This window comes from Sphingomonas sp. NFR04, from assembly GCF_900114095.1.
GTDB lineage: Bacteria > Pseudomonadota > Alphaproteobacteria > Sphingomonadales > Sphingomonadaceae > Sphingomonas.
Genome location: NZ_FORV01000003.1, coordinates 503375 through 521557 on the forward strand (window position 1 = coordinate 503375; position 18183 = coordinate 521557).

The following is an 18183-nucleotide window of genomic DNA, read 5'->3' on the forward strand; positions in this document are numbered from 1 at the left end:
GCGTAGGGAAAAGTCAGCGCCCCCGCCAGTCCAGTTGCGACCAGCCGCGCGCCGCGGCGAGTTTTGCCAGCGGGCCGTGCGCATTGACCGCGAACGCCGCGTCCGCCCAGCCGAGCAGCGGCGCATCCGAGACGTGATCGGAATAGGCGCGGACGTAACAGTTAGCGCGCAGCAGACCCTCTACCGCCAACCAATTTTCGATCATGTGGAGCTTTACGGGCCCGTAACAGTTCTCGCCCTCGAGTTCGGAGAGAATATGCCCTTGCCCGTCCCGCCTCGCATTGGTGGCGATCACGTCGTCGAAGCCCAGCCTTTTGCCGATCGCCTCGGCATAATAACGGTGGGAGGCGGTGGCCATCACCAGCCGGTAGCCGGCGGCGCGATCGGCCTCGATCTGCGCGCGGGCGCCCTGCAGTACGCCCTTCTGCAGCTCGAGATCGGCAAAGGCCTCGGCCACCGCGGTCATGTCGGCGGGCGGCAGCGCGCGGCCGAGCAGCAGGCGGTGCGACAGGCGCTTGAGCCCCGCGCGATCGATCCGGCGCGCCAGATAGGCCAGGCCACCCAGCGCCACCAGCGGGAACAGCCCCAGCCGCCACGGTGCACGGGTGCGCGCGACGTGCAGCAGGAACCGCGTCCAGGTCGGTTTCGCGGTGATGGTCTTGTCCATGTCGTAGATGGCGAGGCGTTGCATTGCGCTCTCTAGCCACGGAGGAACTTGCCGTTCCAGCAAGAATCGCGGAAAGGGGGTTTCGATGAGGGCACCCGCCGACTTTGAACGGTCCGACGACAACGGCGAGGCGGTGCTCCGCTTCTCCGGCAATCTTTCGCTTGCCTGCCTGGGCGACCTGCCCGCGCGGCTGGAGACGGTGGAGGGCGGGGTCGCCCGGCTCGACCTCAGCGAGGTCGGCCGGATGGACACCGTGGGCGCCTGGGTCGTCCATCGCTTCGCGCGCGATCGCGGCGCCAAGATCGAGGGGCTGAACGCCGACGAGCAGCATCTGCTCGACCAGGTGGTCGCCGCCGAACACCCGATCCAGCTTCCGCCGCCCCCGCCCGGATCTCTCACCCGTGCGCTCGACGAGATCGGCAAGGCGGTGATCAATTCGGGCAGGACGCTGTACGGCCTGCTCGGCTTCATGGGCGCGACGGTGCTCGCGCTGTGGCATGTCATCACCCATCCGCGCCGCTTCCGCTTCAACGCGACAGTGCAGCGCTTCGAGGTGGTCGGCGTCGGCGCACTCGGCATCATCGGGCTGATGAGCTTCCTGATCGGCATCGTCATCGCCCAGCAGGGATCGGTGCAGCTGCGCCAGTTCGGCGCGGAGATCTACACGATCAACCTGCTCGGCCGGCTGACGCTGCGCGAACTCGGCATCCTGATGACCGCGATCATGATCGCCGGCCGCTCGGGTTCCGCCTTCGCCGCGCAGATCGGCACGATGAAGCTGACCGAAGAGATCGACGCGATGCGCACGATCGGCGTCTCGCCGATGGAAGCGCTGGTGCTGCCGCGCGTCTTCGCGGTGGTGTTCATGCTGCCGCTGCTCGGCTTCTATTCCTCGATCATCTCGATCCTCGGCGGCGGGCTGCTCTGCTGGGTCGACCTGGGCATCACGCCGGTCACCTTCATCCAGCGCATCCATGAAGTGGTGCCGCTCACCGACCTCTGGGTCGGGCTGGTGAAGGCCCCTGTGTTCGGCGCGATCATCGCCATGGCCGGCTGCTTCCACGGCATGCAGGTGGAAGGCGATGCCGAACAGGTGGGCCAGCGCACCACCACTGCAGTGGTGCAGGCGATCTTCCTGGTGATCGTGCTCGACGCCTTCTTCGCGGTGTTCTTCACCAATGTGGGTTGGGCATGACCGACGCTGCGCGCGACAATGATCGCGAAATCCTGATCCGCGTCCGCGGCCTGCGCAACGGCTTCGGCGAACAGATCGTTCACGACGATCTCGACCTCGACGTGCGCCGCGGCGAGATTCTCGGCGTGGTCGGCGGCTCGGGTACCGGCAAGTCGGTGCTGATGCGCTCGATCATCGGCCTGCAGACCCCGCTCGACGGCACCGTCGAGGTGTTCGGCGAGAACACGATCGGCCGCGAGGAGACCGACGCGGTCGACATCCGCAAGCGCTGGGGCATCCTGTTCCAGGGCGGCGCATTGTTCTCGACGCTGACCGTCTCCGAAAACGTCCAGGTGCCGCTCAAGGAATATTATCCGGGGCTCGACCAGGCACTGCTCGAGGAAATCGCCGCCTACAAGGTGGTGATGACCGGGCTCCCGGCCGAGGCCGGCCCCAAATATCCGGCCGAGCTTTCGGGCGGCATGAAGAAGCGTGCCGGGCTGGCGCGCGCGCTGGCGCTCGATCCCGAGCTGCTGTTCCTCGACGAGCCCACCGCCGGGCTCGATCCGATCGGCGCGGCGGCATTCGACGAGCTGACCGCATCGCTCCAGAAGACGCTGGGGCTCACCGTGTTCCTGATCACCCATGATCTCGACACGCTCTATGCGATCTGCGACCGCGTCGCGGTGCTGGCGGACAAGCGGGTGATCGCGGTGGGCACGATTCCGGAGCTGTTGGCGTTGGACCACCCGTGGATCCAGGAATATTTCAACGGACCGCGCGGCCGCGCCGCGGTCGCGGGCCCGAACCGGCCGGTGCATGAGGATAAGAGGGGCTGATGGAAACGCGTTCCAATCATGTGCTGGTCGGCGCGGTGGTGCTGATCCTGCTGGCGGTGCTCTGCCTGTTCATCGTCTGGCTGTCGCGGCTGGGCGGCGGTGACGAGCGCCAGTACGACATCTTCTTCAAGCAGTCGGTCGACGGCCTCAGCCGCGGCTCCTCGGTGAGCTTTTCGGGCGTGCCTGCGGGCACGGTGAAGGACATCCAGTTCTGGCGTCCGGACCCCAGCCTGGTGCGCGTGCGCATCAGCGTGCAGCCCGACGTGCCGATCCTCGAGGGCACCAACGCCACGATCCAGGGCAGCTTCACCGGCCCCAGCACCGTGCAGCTGGACGGCGCGGTGAAGGGCCAGCCGCCGATCGAATGCCCCAAGGACAATCCCCGCGCGGCCTGCCCGCTGGGCGTGCCGGTGATCCCGACCAAGGCCGGCGGTCTCGGCGCGCTGCTCAGCTCGGCACCCAAGCTGCTCGAGCGGCTGACCACGCTCACCGAGCGCGTGTCCGACCTGCTCGACGAGAAGAACCAGGCCTCGATCGGCGGCATCCTGGCCAACACCAACCGGCTGACCAAGTCGCTGGCGGATCGCGGGCCCGAGATCGCCGCGACGCTGGCCGAGACGCGCGTCGCGATCCAGCAGGCCGGCGCCGCCGCGCAGCAGATCGGCCAGCTCGCCGCCACCACCAACGGCATGATGGCGAGCGACATCAAGCCGACCATCGCCAATCTCAACGCCACCATCACCTCGGCGCGCAAGAGCGTCGAGACGCTGGACGCGACGATCGGCGATGCCCGGCCGGGGATCCAGGCCTTCTCGAACAAGACGATGCCCGAGGTCGGCCAGCTCGTGCAGGATCTGCGCGAGATGTCGCTGGCGCTCACCAATGTCGCGCACAAGCTCGATCAGGGGGGCGCCTCCAGCCTGATCGGGGCGCCTGCGCTGCCCACCTACAAGCCGAAGAAGTGAGGTTCCGGATGAACAAATCCGCTATTGCCGCGCTGCTCGCCGCCGCGTCGCTTTCCGGCTGCATTTCCTTCGCGGCCAAGCCGCCCGCCTCGCTGCTGACGCTGCAGCCGGCGGCGGTGCTGCCCGCGGGCGAGGTCCAGCAATCAGGCACGGTCAAGGCCGTGACGATCGGCCCGGTCAACGCGCCGCAGGAGCTGGCGACGACACGGGTGCCGGTCCATTCGGGCCCGGGCGGGACGACGGTCGCCTATGTGAAGGATGCGCAATGGGTGGAAGGGCCGGCCAGCCTGTTCGGCCGGCTGCTCGCCGACACCATCGCCGCGCGCACCGGCCGCATCGTGCTCAGCCGCCGCCAGTCGCTCAGCACCCCCAGCGCCAGCCTGGGCGGCGACGTGCGCAGCTTCGGCGTCGATGCGGGCAAGATGGAAGCGGTGGTGGTGTTCGACGCGGCGCTGGGCCGCGAAGGCACCCAGACGTTCGAACGCCGCCGCTTCGAGGCGCACGTGCCGGTGACCGCGATCACCACCGCCGCGATCGGCCCGGCGCTCAACCAGGCGGCCAACCAGGTAGCCGCCGAGGTGGCGGACTGGGTCGGCAAGTAAGACTCAGGGCCGGCGGCGGATCGCTGCCGGCAGGTCGCAGACGTTGAGTCCGGTGGCGATGGTCGGCGGCGCGGGGTTCTCGCGCAGCGCCATCATCGCCGCATAGCGCGCGTTGTCGGTGGCGCGGACCTGGAAGTGCGGCCGCTCGTCGGGCGGGAGCTGGCTGGCGAGGCGCACCCAGGCGATGCCGGTCCGCTCGGCTGCGGTCGCATAGACGCCCATCGCCGCGTCGCTGCGAGGCAGGGCGGAGAGATACTGCATCCCCTCGACGATCCGCCCGACCACCGTGTAGTTCCGGTCGAGCCGGCGTGCCGACTGTCCGATCGGGGTGAACAGCTCCGATCCGCTGCCGGTATCGGGCAGGCTATCGCGCGCCACGCCGACCATGCCGTAGCAATGGGAGAGCCAGGCCGCCTTGCCGTCGCTGGCGATCGGCCAGCCATCGGCAGTGACGCCGGTGGCGGCGGCGTAGGAGTCGGGTTTGGACAGCCGCTGTGCGGGGGTGAAGGCACCGATTTCGAACTCGGCGGGCGGGCGGGTGAGGATCTCGGGCGGCAGCGGCTTCTTCTCGGTCGGATCGCCCCATTGCGCGACCCAGTTTTCCTGCACCCGGTAGACGCTCTCGCCATCCCACCAGCGCGCCGCGGCGAGCTTGCGGATATTGGCGACGTGCGCGGGCGCGAAGCGGGCGGCGAGGCGGATCGCAACCTGCTTGCCGCTCGCCAGCTGGATCAGCAGGATCTCATCATCGGGAATATCGTGCCAGTCCTCGGGGGCGGGTTCGGCCGCCGAGGGGGCAGGGCGCGACGGTGTGGGCGACTGCGGGGCGGTCTGGGCGGCGAGCGGCGCGGCGGCGAGGGTCGCGGCGAGGACGAGCAGGGTTTTTGCCATGGGGTGAGCTTGGCATGCCAACGGACGCTTGCCTAGCCGCCCAAGGAACGGTAGGGCCGCGCCTTCCAGGTATCCTGCGGAGCGGTGGCCGAGTGGTCGAAGGCGCTCGCCTGGAAAGTGAGTATACGCCAAAAGCGTATCGAGGGTTCGAATCCCTCCCGCTCCGCCACCTGCGCCCTTTTTGGGGCTCCCCAAACCCCCTAAAAACTGCTAAAAAGCCGCAGAAATCAGCGGTTTTTTCGTTCCGCTGCGTTTCACTCAATCCGACACGATCTCACGTGAAGTGTGGGGAAAAGTGTGGGGAAGAATGAGGTGGAGGTGGCATGGGAAAGCTCACTGCGCTCAAGATCCGGTCGCTTACCGAACCCGGTCGCTATTCCGATGGGGATGGCCTGTTTCTCGAAATCAATGGCAAGGGAGCAGCCAGCTGGATCCTCCGGGTCCAGAATAATGGGAAGCGCCAGGATATCGGGCTGGGCTCCTCGAAGGTCGTTTCTCTCAAAGAGGCTCGGGACGCCGCTTTCGCTACTCGCCAGAAGATCGCGCTGGGCATCGACCCTGTCGCTGAACGGAAGCAGGAGCGGATGGTCATTCCGACTTTTCGGAGAGCTGCCGAAATGGTCCACGAGGAACACGAAAAGGCGTGGAAGAACGGCAAGCATCAGAACCAGTGGATCGCAACGCTGAAGACCTACGCCTTCCCGAAGATGGGCGACCGGTTGGTCAGCGAGATCGAGGGGCCGCTGATCCGGGATGTGCTGGCGTCGATCTGGCTGTCGAAGCCGGAGACTGCGCGCCGCGTCCGGCAACGCATCGGTACGGTTCTCGACTGGTCCTATGCACGCGGGTTTCGCGCGACCGAAGCGCCGATGCGCTCGCTTTCCAAGGGTCTCCCTCGCCAGCCCAAGAAGGACAACCATTTCGCGGCTCTGCCATATGCTTCGGTGCCGGATTTCATGGAGAAGCTGGGCGCGCGTGAATCGGTGGGCCGCGTAGCGTTGGAAGCGCTGATCCTGACAGCGGCGCGATCAGGCGAAATTCGGGGTGCGACCTGGTCGGAACTCGACCTGGGAGCAGCGTTGTGGACCATCCCGGCCGAACGGATGAAAATGGGGCGAGTGCACGTCGTGCCTCTCGCACCCCAAGCGGTGGCCGTGTTCGAGTGCGCCAAGAAGTTCAAGGCTGGCGCCAGCGACTTGGTGTTCCCCGGTCAGAACGTGAAGAAGCCGCTCTCGGACATGACACTCCTCAAGATCCTACGGGACATGGATCTCGCGGTGACCGTGCACGGGTTCCGCTCGGCATTCCGTGATTGGGTTGCGGAGCAGACCGACTATTCGGGCGAGATCGCAGAGGCGGCGCTTGCCCACACGGTCTCGAACAAGGTCGAGGCCGCCTATCGCCGGACAGACTTTCTCGACAAGCGAAGGCTGCTCATGCGCGACTGGGCTGCCTTCTGTGCGAAGCCTTCTGTTTGATTCTCTATCAGAGTCTCATGCGTCCTCGATCGACATTGCGATACGACGATTGTTGTTGCGCTCAGTTCGGGGCTGACGGCGATATGGCGCTAGACGCATGGTAACGGTTATGTTACCACCACTAGGTGATAAGTGGTCATAGAGGAATATGTTCAGGAGGACGGCGCCTGTCCCTTTCGTTCTTGGTTTGATGGGCTCGATGCGCAAGCGGCCACGAAAGTGGCGACCGCAATGTTGCGAATGGAGCTAGGCAACACGTCCAACATCAAATGGATCGGTGGCAGCCTTGGCGAATATCGAATCGATTGGGGACCAGGCTATCGGCTCTATCTGACCCAGGACGGCAATGACCTCATCGTGCTGTTCGCCGGTGGAACGAAAAAGCGGCAGCAGGCAGATATTGATCGCGCCAGCGATTTGCTGGCTGAATACAAGGCGCGGAAGGCGGCGCAGAAAAAGGCAAAGAGGTAGGACAGTGGCTCTCACTCGGAATTTCAAAGAGACGGTGAAGGAGCGCGCGGGCCGAGATCCTGCCTTTGCGAAGGCGTTGCTCGACGAGGCAGCAACCCTGTTCCTCAACGGAGAGCCGCACACGGCCCGGTTGATCCTGCGTGATCTGGTCAACGCGTCGGTCGGTTTCGAGGCATTGGCCGTTGAGACCAACAAGCCCAGCAAGAGCCTTCATCGGATGTTGTCCGAGAACGGCAACCCGAGCATGGACAATCTCGCGGCGATCTTCGGTGCCGTGCGCAAGCGCCTTGGCGTCGAGATCCAGGCCCATGCAGTCGAGGCGGCATGAGCACACGACAATATCGTTCCATTTTTTCGGGCGTGTTCGGCGCTGACGACAGTGCCAACGCGGCCAACCCGGCTCCGTACCGCGCCAAGTACGGCACAACCGTGGGCGTCATCTGGACGCCGATGGCTGCCTGCTCGGCGATCGTGCAGGACCCGTCGTTCCAGATCGTCGATCAGCCGGAGAAGCAGGGCACCCTGCTCATCTCGCGGATGATGGTCGGTACCCGCAAGCTGCGGAGCAAGTGCTCCATCGAGCTGCGCACCGGCGCGATCCCGACAAGTCGGGCCCAGGGGCCCCCTCGGGGGTCCCCTATTTTTTCTTCTTTGCGACCTCGGCTTCGTATGCTTGCTGCAGTTCTTTCGGGTCAAGACCAACGGTATTCAGGACCGTTTTAACGTAAGATTCAAACGCGACCATTCCGCCCACGAAGGCTCCCAGGAGCGCCAAAAAACCGACGAGGAACCAGATTGGAGACCAATAGTCCTCATCGGCAGATTGTCCCTGTTTCTGGATAAGAGCCATCCCCTTCTTGGGGGAATTAATAGACATTCCCGAAGAATACTTCGTTGATACCCAAAACATACCACTGTCACCCTTGCGTAACAACTGGTAGGTTATCTTGAACCCTTTCCCTTCGCGTTCAATTTTTGGGATCTCCGAATTAACCTTAGACTGCTTCCCATAAGTGACGAGCTCGATTGGCTCGAAGTCACTCCGCACATTGATGGTGAGGTTATCTAAGTCATCGTTGCCGACGTTTTCAATTTGGAGAGGCATCATGCCGTGGGGTCCTGGCTTCTTCCAGAGCGACACCCAATCATCGGTTGGCTCAAACAAGTAGCCCGAAGCGATATCATAGCTAAGCTGCTGTGCATTCGCCGCCTTCTGGGTGTTGTACCAATCCGTCACCCAGACGGAACCAAGGGCGACTATCAAGCCGCCAATCACCGTTATCAAAAACGCTTTCATGTTGGCCGCTAAAACCTTCCCCCTGGAGCTTCACCTATGCCCATTATCTCCGCGATGACGGAGCTGGAAGCCGTCAACGAGATGCTGATGAGCATCGGTCAGGCCCCGGTGAACACCCTGTCCGTTACTGGCATCAGGGATGTGTCCGTCGCAAGAGCCCCCGCCTGCAGAGCATGACCCGACGGGTCTTCTCGCGCGGCTTCAACTTCAACCGACGAGAACTATCCGCTCTTGCCGGATACCGACGGGATCATCCTGGGCCCCGAGGGCGCCCTCAAGATCGAGGGGATGGGCCCGACGGACGACTATACGACCCGCCGCCCCCCGAAAGGCCTGGCGCTCTACAACAAGACCGACCGCACGTTCCGCTTCACCACCTCGGTGAGCGTCAAGATCGTGTGGGCCTTCGCATTCGAGGACCTCCCCGAGACCGCGCGCGACTACATGGCACGCCTATCATGCGCACCACCGAACCTATTATGCGATGGAGCGGCGGTGGCCGGACGCGCCGTTCTGGCAACGCCGCACCGGCTGACCATCGGCCAAGGCCTTGGCGGCCATTCGACGGACGCGCGGGCGGGTCAAGCGGCCGAGGTGCTGCTGCTGGATATGGAAGCCGATGGGCTGACCGAGACCGTCAACGTGTTGCGGGCGTATATGCTGTCGCTGTGACGGTGCGCATGTCCGGCGGATCGCCGGGGTGAGGTGAAACGGTGGGCTCTGAGATCATCTGATGGGCCGAGGTCGTTTCACCTCGCGCGATTGTTGCATTACGGATGTACTGAGGGGAATCGTCAGGCTCGCGGGCTGACGGCAGTCTCCTGTGCCTTGAGGCTATCGAGCCATTCGGAGACAGCGGACTCGCGCCAGCCCATGAAGTGGGTGCGGATGGTGACCAGGACGAAGGGGGCCAATCTGGTCAGACTGAGATTTCGCTCTAGGGTGCGAGACGACTTTAACAGCAGGGGCTACGGGAAGCCATCCATCGGCGAGCGCAGACAACGGGGCGGGTTGGTCCGCTGCTCACGCCTTTGGCCGATGCGGAGATCCTCGCACTGACACCTGATCGTAGTATGCCTGACGGCGCGGTCATGAGGTACCTCCTCACTCCTGAGAAAGTTCGCACCGGAAGCTGTTGGCCGCCGCAGTAGATCCCGTGCCCCGATACACGGTTCGCGCCGGATAAGGGCAAAGCGGACGCTGCATCGCGATCACGTCGCCATCGTCATCGGAATATCGTGTCGCGACGATCCTGGCGGGCGCCTCCCCTCCTTCCGTCCAAGCGATCAGTGCCGAGAACATGTCGTGCTGCGCGTCGTCGCAGGGCGGCCGCTGCGGGATGCCCGACGCGGTGTTGAAGGCAACCGGCCCGGTACCGCCGCCGCAATGCATCATGCCGGGAACCAGGAACAGGCGCGCGCTGCCGGCCAGCTTCGCGACTCCGCCCATCTGTTCGGCATGGCGATCGAAGAAGGCAACCGACTGCCCGGGTGGGACGAGCGTGTCGGCAAGGCCATGAAACACGATTAGCTTGCCGCCGCGCGCCGCAAATGCCTCGAGACTTCCCCGCATCGCGTCATTGACAATGGGATCCAGCCGCGCGTCGACAATCGGCATGTCGCGGTCAACGTCGAAGCGCCGCCAGTCCCAGTCGGGGCCGAACACCCATTGGAACAGCGCGCCGAAGGGCGGCTGGCCGTTGATCGGCTTTTGCAGAAAGGACCAGCCGAACGTGCCAGGCATCTCGCTCCCCGGCAGCCAGCCGAAATAGGCGGGCTTGCCGTCGCGGCCGGTTGGGCCGGCATAGAAAGCGCGCGCGGTGGCAACCTCGCCCTCGGTCAGGCAGGTGTCGGATGCCGCGCCCTTGCACAGCAGCACCTGTGGATCGAACGTGCAGCGCAGGGGATCGGAAACGAACGGGTCGCCGGCCAGCCCGCGGCCCTGCCGCCAGCAACTTGCGATCGCGGTCTTGTGGAGAAGCTTGAGCTTGGGGTCGGAGAGCAGATGCCCCGGCGCGCGATTGGCCGCCGCATAGTCCCACAGAACGGCGGCGTGACCCCAGGTCCGGTTCATCACCGGTGCGCCCACCAGGATGCCGTCATAGTCGCCGGGATAGTAGAGCGCTTCGATCAGGCCCATCTGCCCGCCGGTCGAGCAGCCGGTGTAATACGCCTTCCGCGGCGCCTTCCCGTAGAAGGCCTTGGTGATCGCCTTACCGGCGACGGTCATCACATGGGTGGAAAGCCGCCCCCAGTCGCGCCACTTGCGCGGCTGACCAGCGAGGGCCTCGCCCTCGAGCGGCGTGGCGGGCGCGGTACCCGTATCGGTGGTCGCCGTCGCGAAGCCGCGCCTGAGTCCTTCGACCATCCCCGGATAGCCCAGCACGAAGTTGCCGCCGAACCCGCCGCTGCCATTGCCGTGAAACACGCCGTTCCAGCCCTGCGCGGGAAGCCACAGCTCCACCCCCACATCCGAGCCGGGTTCAGCGCGCACACGGGCGACCACGCGGCAAAAGCTTCGATAGCCGGGCACGTCGCCGGCGGCCGTGGACTCGGCGGGCGTGGCGGGCACCATGGCCGCGCTCAAGATGGTCGTGTCGGCCAGCTTGAGGCGCATCATTGCCGCGCAGCGGATGCCGCCGTCGGAGAGAGGATCACCCGCTTCCGCCCACGCAAGATGAGGGGCCAGCGCGCCGATCGCGCTCGCGGCTAGAAGGGCGAGGCAGTGCTTGGGCTTCATGATCCTCTCCAACGATTCCGATCTGTTGCTTCGGCTAGACGCATGCTGCACCGGCGGGGGATGATCGGCGGATCAGCCGCGCGAGCCACAGGAACAGCGCGGCGGCGACGAGATACATTGGCGCCAGCGCGAAATAGGCCGCCTGCAGGGCATGATCGCCATAATTGGGGCGGAAAAGGTCGCTGGCGATGCCGACATAGGTCGGTCCGAGGCCGAGGCCGATGAAGTTCATCACGAGGAGCAGCAGCGCACCCGAGATGACGCGGCGCTCAGGGGCCACTTCACTCTGGACGAAAGTGACGGTCGCCGAGAGGAAGAAGGAGTTGAGGAACATCGGCACCGCCAGAAAGGCCAGTGCGACCTGCCAGCTCGGCACCCAGGTGAAGGCCAGGAAGAATGGCAGCGCCAGGACGAGGGAAGCGGCGGGCACGTTGGCGTAAGCGGTCTTGCTGCGCCGCGCGAACCGATCGACGATGCGCCCCGAGGCATAGATGCCCGCGCTCATCCCGATGCCGACGACGAGCGCATACCAGAGCGCCACTTCCTGCAGCGTCATCCCCTTTTCGCGCATCAGGAACAGCACGGTGAAATTGAGCAGGCCATAGGTGATGAAGTTGCCGGCGCCGCTGGCGAGCGACGCCATCAGCAGCAGCGGATTGCGGAAGAACCGCGCGATGGTTGCGGCAAAGCTTTCGGGCACCGGCGCCGGCGCAGAAGCTCCAGGACGACCGTCGGTAGCGCCGCGCTGCGGCTCGCGGACGAGCCAATACACCGCCAGCGCTGCCGCCACGCCCACCGCACCGATCGCGTAGAAGGGAATGCGCCAGTTGAAAGCGGCTGCCAGCGAGGCACCGAAGGCAACGCCGAGCGCCGAGCCGATCGGGGGGCCCAGATTGAAGATCGCCATCGCCGTCGTCCGCCGCGTGCGCGGAAAGCTGTCCGAGATGATCGCATAGGATGGCGGCACGCCGCCGGCCTCGCCGACGCCAACCATCATCCGCGCCACCACGAGCTGCGGGTAGCTGCCCGCCATGCCACAGGCGGCGGTCGCCGCGCTCCAGATGGCGCAAGCTGCGGCGAGCACCTTCACGCGGCTGGTGCGATCGGCGAGCCAGCCGATCGGGATCGCGATGAAGCAATAGAAAAGCGCGAAATAGAAGCCGGTCAGCAGGCCAAGCTGGCCGTCGGTGATGCCCAGCCCCTCCTGGATCGGCTTTGCCAGGATCGAGATCAGCTGCCGGTCGAGGAAGTTGAGCACATAGACGAAGCACAGCATGGCAAGCGTGATCCGCGCGCCCCGCACCGGCGTGGAGCCGCCGCCGGGCGCTGCCCCCATGGCTTGCGCGTCGATCATCCGCTTTTTCCTCTCCAGCATCGTCTATGTCCGGTCCGTCGCCAGCCAGCCGGGTCGCTTCGTACCGCCACCATAGCCCGCGGCGACGCGCTGTTTGAGCAATGCCGGCGGGCGGAAGCGCTCACCATAGGCATCGTGCAGGATCTGCTGCACCTGCAGGCAGAGGTCCGACGTGACGATGTCCATCAGCGCGAACGGGCCGATCGGATGCCCCAGGCCCAGCCGACACGCGACATCCAGGTCGGCCGGAGTGGCCACACCCTCCTCGACCAGCTTGACCGCCTCGATCAGCAGCGCATGCAGCATCCGGTTCACCGCGAAGCCGGCAACATCCTTGATCCGCACGGGCTGCTTGCGGAGCCCGGCGAGCACGGCGGTGACCTCGTCCACGATTGCATCGTCCGATGCGAAACCGGGGATCACCTCGACCAGCGTCATGCGCGAGACCGGCGAGAAATAGTGGGTGCCGAGGAAGCGCGCTCGCCGGGCCGGCGTCAGGAACGCTGCAAGCGTCGAGATCGGCAGCGTCGACGTGTTCGATGCAAGGATGCACGTCGGGGCACAGGCTTCGTCCAGCGCGCGTAACACTGCGGCTTTGGCGTCGAGCGACTCGTACACCGCCTCGGTGACCATCACGCAGTCGGCCATTGCCGCAATGGCATTGGCCGGAACGATCCGGGCAAGCGCAGCCTGAGCCACATCGGCGGCGTAGATCTGCCGCACGACACCCTTCTCGAGGATACCATCCAGCCGAGCCAGGGCGCCGGCCAGCGCACTCTCGCTGGCATCGTGCAGCAGGACCTCGTGCCCGGCCAAGGCGAAGACGAGCGCGATCTCCGCGCCCATCAGCCCGGCGCCGACAACGCCGACATTCATGATGCGTCTCCCATGTCAGACAAGGCGCCGGAGCGGCGCTCGCGTAGCCAGCGCTGCGCCTGTTCGATGTACCAGGGCAGAAGCTCGGGCGTGGCCGTCGCGTCGGCATGCACCACCTTGGCGGCAGCCCATCCGGCGAACAGTCGCTTGATCGGAAGCTCCTGCTTCTTGCCGGAAAGCGTACGCGGTATGCCGGGCGCGGCGATCAGCAGATCGGGCACGAAGCGGGGCGACAGGCTGGTGCGGATCGCTGCGGCGATCGCCGCTTCCATGCGCGTGTCGACCGGCTGGTTCGCCGCGGGTACGACGAACAAGAGCAGCTGGCTGTCGCCCTCCGCATCCTCGACATCGATGATCATGGTGTCGGCGATCTCGGGCAGGTGCTCGACCGCGGCATAGATTTCCGCGGTCCCCATGCGCACCCCATGGCGATTGATCGTCGCGTCGCTGCGGCCCGAGATCGTGCAGCTGCCGTCGCTGCCGATCGTCAGCCAGTCCCCATGCCGCCACACGCCCGGCCACGCGGCGAAATAGGAATCGCGGTAGCGACTGCCGTCCGCATCGCCCCAGAAATGGAGCGGCATGCTCGGAAACGGACGCGTGCACACCATCTCGCCCACCGTGTCGATGACCGGCCTGCCCGCCTCGTCCCAGGCTTCGATCGCGGCACCCAAATGGCGGCATTGCAGCCGGCCGGGCGTGTCGGGGAGTTCGGGATTGCCGGCCAGGAATGCGGCGGCGATCTCGGTGCCCCCGCTGACGTTGCACCACCAGATGCCGGGTCGTCCGATGGCAGCGAACTGTCCCGTTCCCCAGCGTTGCACATCGGGCGGCAGCGGCGATCCGGTGCTGCCGAGCGCGCGGATGCGGCCCAGGCCGGGAATGCGCGCCAGGTCGATCCCTGCCTTGCGGCACTGGGAGAAGAAGGCGGCGCCCGCGCCGAACCAGGTGACGCCGCTGCGCACCGCGAAGTCCCAGAGCCGGGTCCAGTCGGGAGCGGCCTTGGTACCGCTCGGCGAGCCATCGAACAGGCAGATCGTCGTGCCGCTGAGCAGCCCGCCAACCTGGATGTTCCACATCACCCAGCCGCTTGCGCTGTACCAGTGGAAGCGATCCCCGCGCGTGTTGGCTTCGTAGCTCGGGCCAAGGTCGAAATGCAGCCGACCTGCGGCGGTCGCGAGCACGACGCCGCCATGGCCGTGGACGATCGCTTTGGGCAGTCCGGTCGTGCCGCTCGAATAGAGGATCCACAGCGGATGGTCGAAGGGCAGCCATAGCGGTTCGAACGCCGCGACGGTCGCGTGTTCGCGCGCCGTTGCAGCGGCGAAGTCGATGGCGTCGGACACGTCATTCGCGCCGCATCCGGTGGACACAAGCAACACCGTTTCGATGCACGGTAGCTGTTCGCGAATGGCGGCCACGGCGGTGCTCCGATCGAGCGCCTTACCCGCATAGAAGACGCCGTCGATCGCGATCAGCGCCTTGGGCGCGGTCTGGCGCCAGCGGTCGAGCACGGCAGCGGTGCCCATGTCGGGTGAGCACAAGGTCCAGATCGCGCCCAGGCTGGCGCAGGCGAGCAGCCCCACCACCGCCGCGGGAATGTTCGGCAGATAGGCGGCAACGCGGTCGCCCGGCACGATGCCGCGTGCGCGAAGAGTGAGCGCAAGCGACGCCACCTGTCGCCGCAATTCTCCCCATCCAATCGCGACGCTGCCGCCGCTCTCGTCCATGGCGATGATCGCCGGCTGGTCCGCGGCATCCGCGGCGGCGGCATGGCGGAACACGTGCCGCGCATAGTTCAGCTGCGCCCCGTCGAACCAGCGCGTGCCGGGCATGGGATCGTCGCTCAGGACAGCGGCGAACGGCGTCGGTGACTCGATACCGTCATAGTCCCAGATGCTGCGCCAGAACCCGTCGAGATCGTCGACCGACCAGCGGCGCAGATCCTCGTAGGTTGCGAAGTCCCGTCCCCGCGCTGCCTTCAACCAGTCGCGGTAAAGGCGGATCTGCGGGATCGGAGCCGGGACGTGCACGCTGGTACCGGGAGGAATCATCGAGGGGCAAACCTTGGCTGTTGGTGCAATCGCGAGCGGCGCTGCACGCGGTCGTCTGCGCCGACCGACCGGGCTAGAAGGATGTCCGCAGGCTCATCGCGGCGTAGCGTCCGATGGGGTTGTAGGCGCCGCCGATGCCGTCGGTGCCGGGGAAGAAGGGCGGCGTTGCGTCGAACAGGTCGTTCACCTGCAGCGCGAGTTCGGTCCGCCTGGCGAACGCGATGTCGGGCAAGCGCACCGTCAGGCGCAGATCGACGGTGGTGTAGCCGCCGGAAGTGTAGAGGCTCGACCCGGTTGGGGTCGCGTAGGACGCCGTGACACCCGAGCGGTGGTTGACGAAATTGACGAAGGTCACCGGTCCGGCGGTGAATCCGAGCGTGGTCCGCAACGTGGTTCGCGGGATCCCCGCCGCGAGCGAGTCGCTCTCGGGGGAAGTGGGCGACAGCCGGTTCGTGTAGTTCAGGATGTAGTTGCCCGCGATGCCGCCGAAGGCGGTCCCGAAGCCCGTGGCGTGGCGGTACCGCACGTCGAAATCCAGACCGTTGGTCTTGCGGACACCGAAATTGCCCTGCCGCAGGTCGAGGATGTTGCCGATCGTCGGCACCGCCGCGAAGGTATAGAAGAAGGGCACCGTGTTGGCGATGGCCGCGCTCACCTGTGCCGGCGTGGGATTGCGGACCACGCGCGAGGCAAAGGTCGGATCGCTGAACAGCAGCGCGCCAAGCCCGGACGGCGTCCCGATCACGTCGTCATATTTGATGTCATAGAAGGTGACGCTGGCGCTAAGATTGGGGGCAAACCTCGGCTGCACGTCGACGCCGAGCGACCAGGTACGCGCGGTTTCGGGCTCCAGGTTCCGGTTGCCGCCATATAGCAGGATGGTGTTGACCTGGGCCGCGCCGCGGGCCGGATCGCGCGCGCCGAACGCGTCCACCAGCGCGGCTGCGGAATAGTAGGAGCCGACAGTCGAACCAAGATCGCGCAGTCCGGGCGCACGGAACGATCGTCCATAGCTGCCGCGCAGGTTGATGCCGGCGATCGGTTCCCAGGTGACCCCCAGCTTCGGGTTCGTCGTCGAGCCGAAGTCGCTATAGTGGTCGTAGCGCCCCGAGAGCGACAGGGTGAGGCTGTGCGCGAGCGGCGCGGCATTGCCATCGCCGAACAGGGGCACGAAGAGCTCGCCGAACACCGATTGGACGTTCCGCCCCAAGTCTTCGGGGAAGCCGACGCCGCCGCTTGATCCCCGCTGGGTATAGGTTTCGCGGCGATATTCCGCCCCCAGCGCCACCTTCAGCTTGCCGCCAGGCAGGCTGGCAAGCGGGCCATCGATCTTCACCGCGCCAATCTCCAGGCGCTGATGGTTGGTGAAATCGGTGGGGTTGTCGAGGATCGCCGCCACGACGGCGGGGCTCGTTCGCGTACCGAAGGGATCGAGGGCCGTGGCGGTCGTGGTGCCGGCCGCGGCGGCGGTCAGCGCCGTCGTGTTGATCCCGGGCTGGAAGGTGTCGTTGCGGGACCAGTTGATCGTGCCGAAGGCGGTCGCCTTGAAGTCGCCGGGGAGATCGACGTCGATCCCGGCTGTCGCGTTGCCGGCGCGCACCCGGAAGCGCTGATCGAAGTGGTCGGCGCCGACCAGGCGGTCCGGCCGGAAGTCGACATATTCGAAGAGCGTATTCGTGCCCGGCGGCGCGCGGAAGAAGGGATTGGCGGCGGTGAGCAGCACGAAGGTCTGCCCGGGCAGCGCCGCCTGCACGATGTCGCGACGGTCCGAATAGAGGAGATCGGCCCAGGCGGTGACGCGGCTCGACAATTTCTGTCGCCCCGAGACGAGCACGCTGTGCGTGCGGTTCGCCGGCAGCAGATCGACTGCCCCGCGCGGATCGCAAGTGTTGATGCCCGGCGCTAGGCTGGGCGCGGCGTAGATCGTGCCGGTGAACAGATTGACGTTCGCGTCGGGGCACACCGTAGAGCGCGTATCGACGCCGCCGACGGCGCGGAAATCGAGCGCGCGATAGTCGCGGTTCGCGCCGGTGATGTTGCTGTTTTCCTGATATTGATAGGCGGCGACGATCGATCCGCTGCCCCAGTCCTTGCCCGTGATCGCGCCCGCGTTGAACGCGTGATAATCGTCCGCCATGCCGTACCGCACGTTCGCCTCCAGTCCGGAGACGCGCGTACGGGTGATGAAGTTGACCACCCCGGCCACGGCATCCGACCCGTAGACCGCCGAGGCGCCGTCGGCGACGATCTCGACCCGTTCGATCGCCAGTTCGGGGATGAACGGATAGTCGGGGTTGGTCTGCTGGGTGCTGCCGGAAATCAGGCGATGGCCGTTCATCAGCGGCAGGGTGGCCGCGCTCGGCAGGCCGCGCAGGCCGGGCGCGAAGGAGCCGAGACCGCCATTGCTCACGCGCGGGGCGGTGTTGAAGCTGTTGAGCTGCGGCACCGTCGCGAGCAGTTCGGGGGTGCTCGCCGCGCCGATGATCTTGGCGTCTTCCCGCGACACGCTGATCAGGCCCGATCCGGTCGGCGGAACGCCGCGGATGCTGGTGCCGGTGACCACGATCACCGGCTCCGCTTCGGCGCTGCTCTCCTCGGTCTGCTTGGCGGCTTCGGTGCTCTGGGCATGGGCCAGCGCCGGTAGGCTCAGCATCGCCGCCGCGAGTGCAGAGCGGCGGCATAGACGCGCAGGCGAACGCGCAGATTCTGCTCGATCCGACATCATTTCCTCTCCCCGCATGGGCTCTTCTTGAATGCGGACTCCGCCGCTGCCGCG

15 protein-coding genes, 1 tRNA gene and 1 pseudogene are annotated in these 18183 nt (G+C 65.9%); 9 read left to right on the forward strand and 8 right to left on the reverse strand.

Annotated elements, in window-relative coordinates; genetic code table 11:
• Positions 1 to 13 precede the first annotated feature (13 nt).
• Positions 14 to 691 carry an HAD family hydrolase gene (locus BM009_RS12295; protein WP_093296492.1) on the reverse strand — a complete coding sequence of 226 codons (678 nt, stop codon included), beginning with the start codon at positions 689 to 691 and terminating at the stop codon, positions 14 to 16.
• 61 nt (positions 692 to 752) lie between these two features.
• Between BM009_RS12295 and BM009_RS12300 the strand changes: the two genes are divergently transcribed.
• The 4 genes from BM009_RS12300 to BM009_RS12315 are packed head-to-tail and all read left to right on the forward strand — an operon-like array spanning position 753 to position 4247.
• Positions 753 to 1862 (forward strand): ABC transporter permease, encoded by a 1110-nt coding sequence (locus BM009_RS12300; RefSeq protein WP_093296494.1) that lies wholly within the window; start codon positions 753 to 755, stop codon positions 1860 to 1862.
• Positions 1859 to 2680, forward strand: a complete 822-nt coding sequence (locus BM009_RS12305) for an ABC transporter ATP-binding protein (RefSeq protein ID WP_093296496.1) — start codon at positions 1859 to 1861, stop codon at positions 2678 to 2680. The genes BM009_RS12300 and BM009_RS12305 overlap by 4 nt, the downstream gene beginning before the upstream one ends.
• Complete coding sequence (locus tag BM009_RS12310) at positions 2680 to 3645, forward strand: MlaD family protein (protein WP_093296497.1); 966 nt, start codon at positions 2680 to 2682, stop codon at positions 3643 to 3645. The genes BM009_RS12305 and BM009_RS12310 overlap by 1 nt, the downstream gene beginning before the upstream one ends.
• A gap of 8 nt (positions 3646 to 3653) precedes the next feature.
• The gene (locus BM009_RS12315) at positions 3654 to 4247 is read left to right on the forward strand and encodes an ABC-type transport auxiliary lipoprotein family protein (RefSeq protein WP_093296499.1); all 594 of its coding nucleotides are present in this window, start codon (positions 3654 to 3656) and stop codon (positions 4245 to 4247) included.
• Between the two features lie 3 nt (positions 4248 to 4250).
• On the opposite strand, the gene BM009_RS12320 is transcribed toward BM009_RS12315, so the two are convergent.
• A complete protein-coding gene (locus BM009_RS12320) occupies positions 4251 to 5138 on the reverse strand; it encodes a peptidylprolyl isomerase (protein WP_093296500.1) in 888 nt (295 codons plus the stop codon).
• Between the two features lie 78 nt (positions 5139 to 5216).
• Between BM009_RS12320 and BM009_RS12325 the strand changes: the two genes are divergently transcribed.
• The 4 genes from BM009_RS12325 (at position 5217) to BM009_RS12340 (ending at position 7415) form a co-directional block, all read left to right on the forward strand.
• Positions 5217 to 5307 (forward strand) — tRNA-Ser (locus BM009_RS12325).
• A 154-nt stretch (positions 5308 to 5461) separates the two neighbouring features.
• Positions 5462 to 6616, forward strand: coding sequence for a tyrosine-type recombinase/integrase (locus BM009_RS12330; RefSeq protein WP_093296502.1), 1155 nt, complete (start codon positions 5462 to 5464; stop codon positions 6614 to 6616).
• Positions 6617 to 6748: 132 nt separating this feature from the next.
• Positions 6749 to 7087, forward strand: coding sequence for a type II toxin-antitoxin system RelE/ParE family toxin (locus BM009_RS12335; RefSeq protein ID WP_093296503.1), 339 nt, complete (start codon positions 6749 to 6751; stop codon positions 7085 to 7087).
• Positions 7088 to 7121: 34 nt separating this feature from the next.
• A complete protein-coding gene (locus BM009_RS12340) occupies positions 7122 to 7415 on the forward strand; it encodes a helix-turn-helix domain-containing transcriptional regulator (RefSeq protein WP_254772263.1) in 294 nt (97 codons plus the stop codon).
• A 309-nt stretch (positions 7416 to 7724) separates the two neighbouring features.
• Here BM009_RS12340 and BM009_RS12345 read toward each other — a convergent pair whose 3' ends face one another.
• Positions 7725 to 8384 (reverse strand): hypothetical protein, encoded by a 660-nt coding sequence (locus BM009_RS12345; protein ID WP_093296506.1) that lies wholly within the window; start codon positions 8382 to 8384, stop codon positions 7725 to 7727.
• A gap of 54 nt (positions 8385 to 8438) precedes the next feature.
• On the opposite strand from BM009_RS12345, the pseudogene BM009_RS22605 reads away from it, so the two are divergent.
• Positions 8439 to 9056, forward strand: a pseudogene (locus BM009_RS22605) (hypothetical protein).
• Between the two features lie 432 nt (positions 9057 to 9488).
• Here BM009_RS22605 and BM009_RS12355 read toward each other — a convergent pair.
• The 5 genes from BM009_RS12355 to BM009_RS12375 form a co-directional block, all read right to left on the reverse strand.
• Positions 9489 to 11123, reverse strand: a complete 1635-nt coding sequence (locus BM009_RS12355) for a tannase/feruloyl esterase family alpha/beta hydrolase (RefSeq protein ID WP_093296509.1) — start codon at positions 11121 to 11123, stop codon at positions 9489 to 9491.
• Positions 11124 to 11157: 34 nt separating this feature from the next.
• Positions 11158 to 12477, reverse strand: a complete 1320-nt coding sequence (locus tag BM009_RS12360; protein ID WP_093296511.1) for a spinster family MFS transporter — start codon at positions 12475 to 12477, stop codon at positions 11158 to 11160.
• 24 nt (positions 12478 to 12501) lie between these two features.
• Positions 12502 to 13353 (reverse strand): 3-hydroxyacyl-CoA dehydrogenase family protein, encoded by an 852-nt coding sequence (locus BM009_RS12365; RefSeq protein ID WP_093296512.1) that lies wholly within the window; start codon positions 13351 to 13353, stop codon positions 12502 to 12504.
• The gene (locus BM009_RS12370; RefSeq protein WP_093296514.1) at positions 13350 to 15407 is read right to left on the reverse strand and encodes an acetoacetate--CoA ligase; all 2058 of its coding nucleotides are present in this window, start codon (positions 15405 to 15407) and stop codon (positions 13350 to 13352) included. The genes BM009_RS12365 and BM009_RS12370 overlap by 4 nt, the downstream gene beginning before the upstream one ends.
• 73 nt (positions 15408 to 15480) lie before the next feature.
• On the reverse strand, positions 15481 to 18060 hold the full coding sequence (locus BM009_RS12375) for a TonB-dependent receptor plug domain-containing protein (protein WP_254772264.1): 2580 nt from the start codon (positions 18058 to 18060) through the stop codon (positions 15481 to 15483).
• Between the last annotated feature and the right edge of the window lie 123 nt (positions 18061 to 18183).

What these genes read in the sequence shown, in the direction of transcription:
- BM009_RS12355 (WP_093296509.1), bottom strand. Translation starts at nt 11,123, where the DNA reads ATGAAGCCCAAGCACTGCCTCGCCCTTCTAGCCGCGAGCGCGATCGGC.
- BM009_RS12315 (WP_093296499.1), top strand. Translation starts at nt 3,654, where the DNA reads ATGAACAAATCCGCTATTGCCGCGCTGCTCGCCGCCGCGTCGCTTTCC.
- BM009_RS12345 (WP_093296506.1), bottom strand. Translation starts at nt 8,384, where the DNA reads ATGAAAGCGTTTTTGATAACGGTGATTGGCGGCTTGATAGTCGCCCTT.
- BM009_RS12375 (WP_254772264.1), bottom strand. Translation starts at nt 18,060, where the DNA reads ATGCTGAGCCTACCGGCGCTGGCCCATGCCCAGAGCACCGAAGCCGCC.
- BM009_RS12360 (WP_093296511.1), bottom strand. Translation starts at nt 12,477, where the DNA reads ATGATCGACGCGCAAGCCATGGGGGCAGCGCCCGGCGGCGGCTCCACG.
- BM009_RS12365 (WP_093296512.1), bottom strand. Translation starts at nt 13,353, where the DNA reads ATGAATGTCGGCGTTGTCGGCGCCGGGCTGATGGGCGCGGAGATCGCG.
- BM009_RS12310 (WP_093296497.1), top strand. Translation starts at nt 2,680, where the DNA reads ATGGAAACGCGTTCCAATCATGTGCTGGTCGGCGCGGTGGTGCTGATC.
- BM009_RS12320 (WP_093296500.1), bottom strand. Translation starts at nt 5,138, where the DNA reads ATGGCAAAAACCCTGCTCGTCCTCGCCGCGACCCTCGCCGCCGCGCCG.
- BM009_RS12330 (WP_093296502.1), top strand. Translation starts at nt 5,462, where the DNA reads ATGGGAAAGCTCACTGCGCTCAAGATCCGGTCGCTTACCGAACCCGGT.
- BM009_RS12295 (WP_093296492.1), bottom strand. Translation starts at nt 691, where the DNA reads ATGCAACGCCTCGCCATCTACGACATGGACAAGACCATCACCGCGAAA.
- BM009_RS12370 (WP_093296514.1), bottom strand. Translation starts at nt 15,407, where the DNA reads ATGATTCCTCCCGGTACCAGCGTGCACGTCCCGGCTCCGATCCCGCAG.
- BM009_RS12305 (WP_093296496.1), top strand. Translation starts at nt 1,859, where the DNA reads ATGACCGACGCTGCGCGCGACAATGATCGCGAAATCCTGATCCGCGTC.
- BM009_RS12300 (WP_093296494.1), top strand. Translation starts at nt 753, where the DNA reads ATGAGGGCACCCGCCGACTTTGAACGGTCCGACGACAACGGCGAGGCG.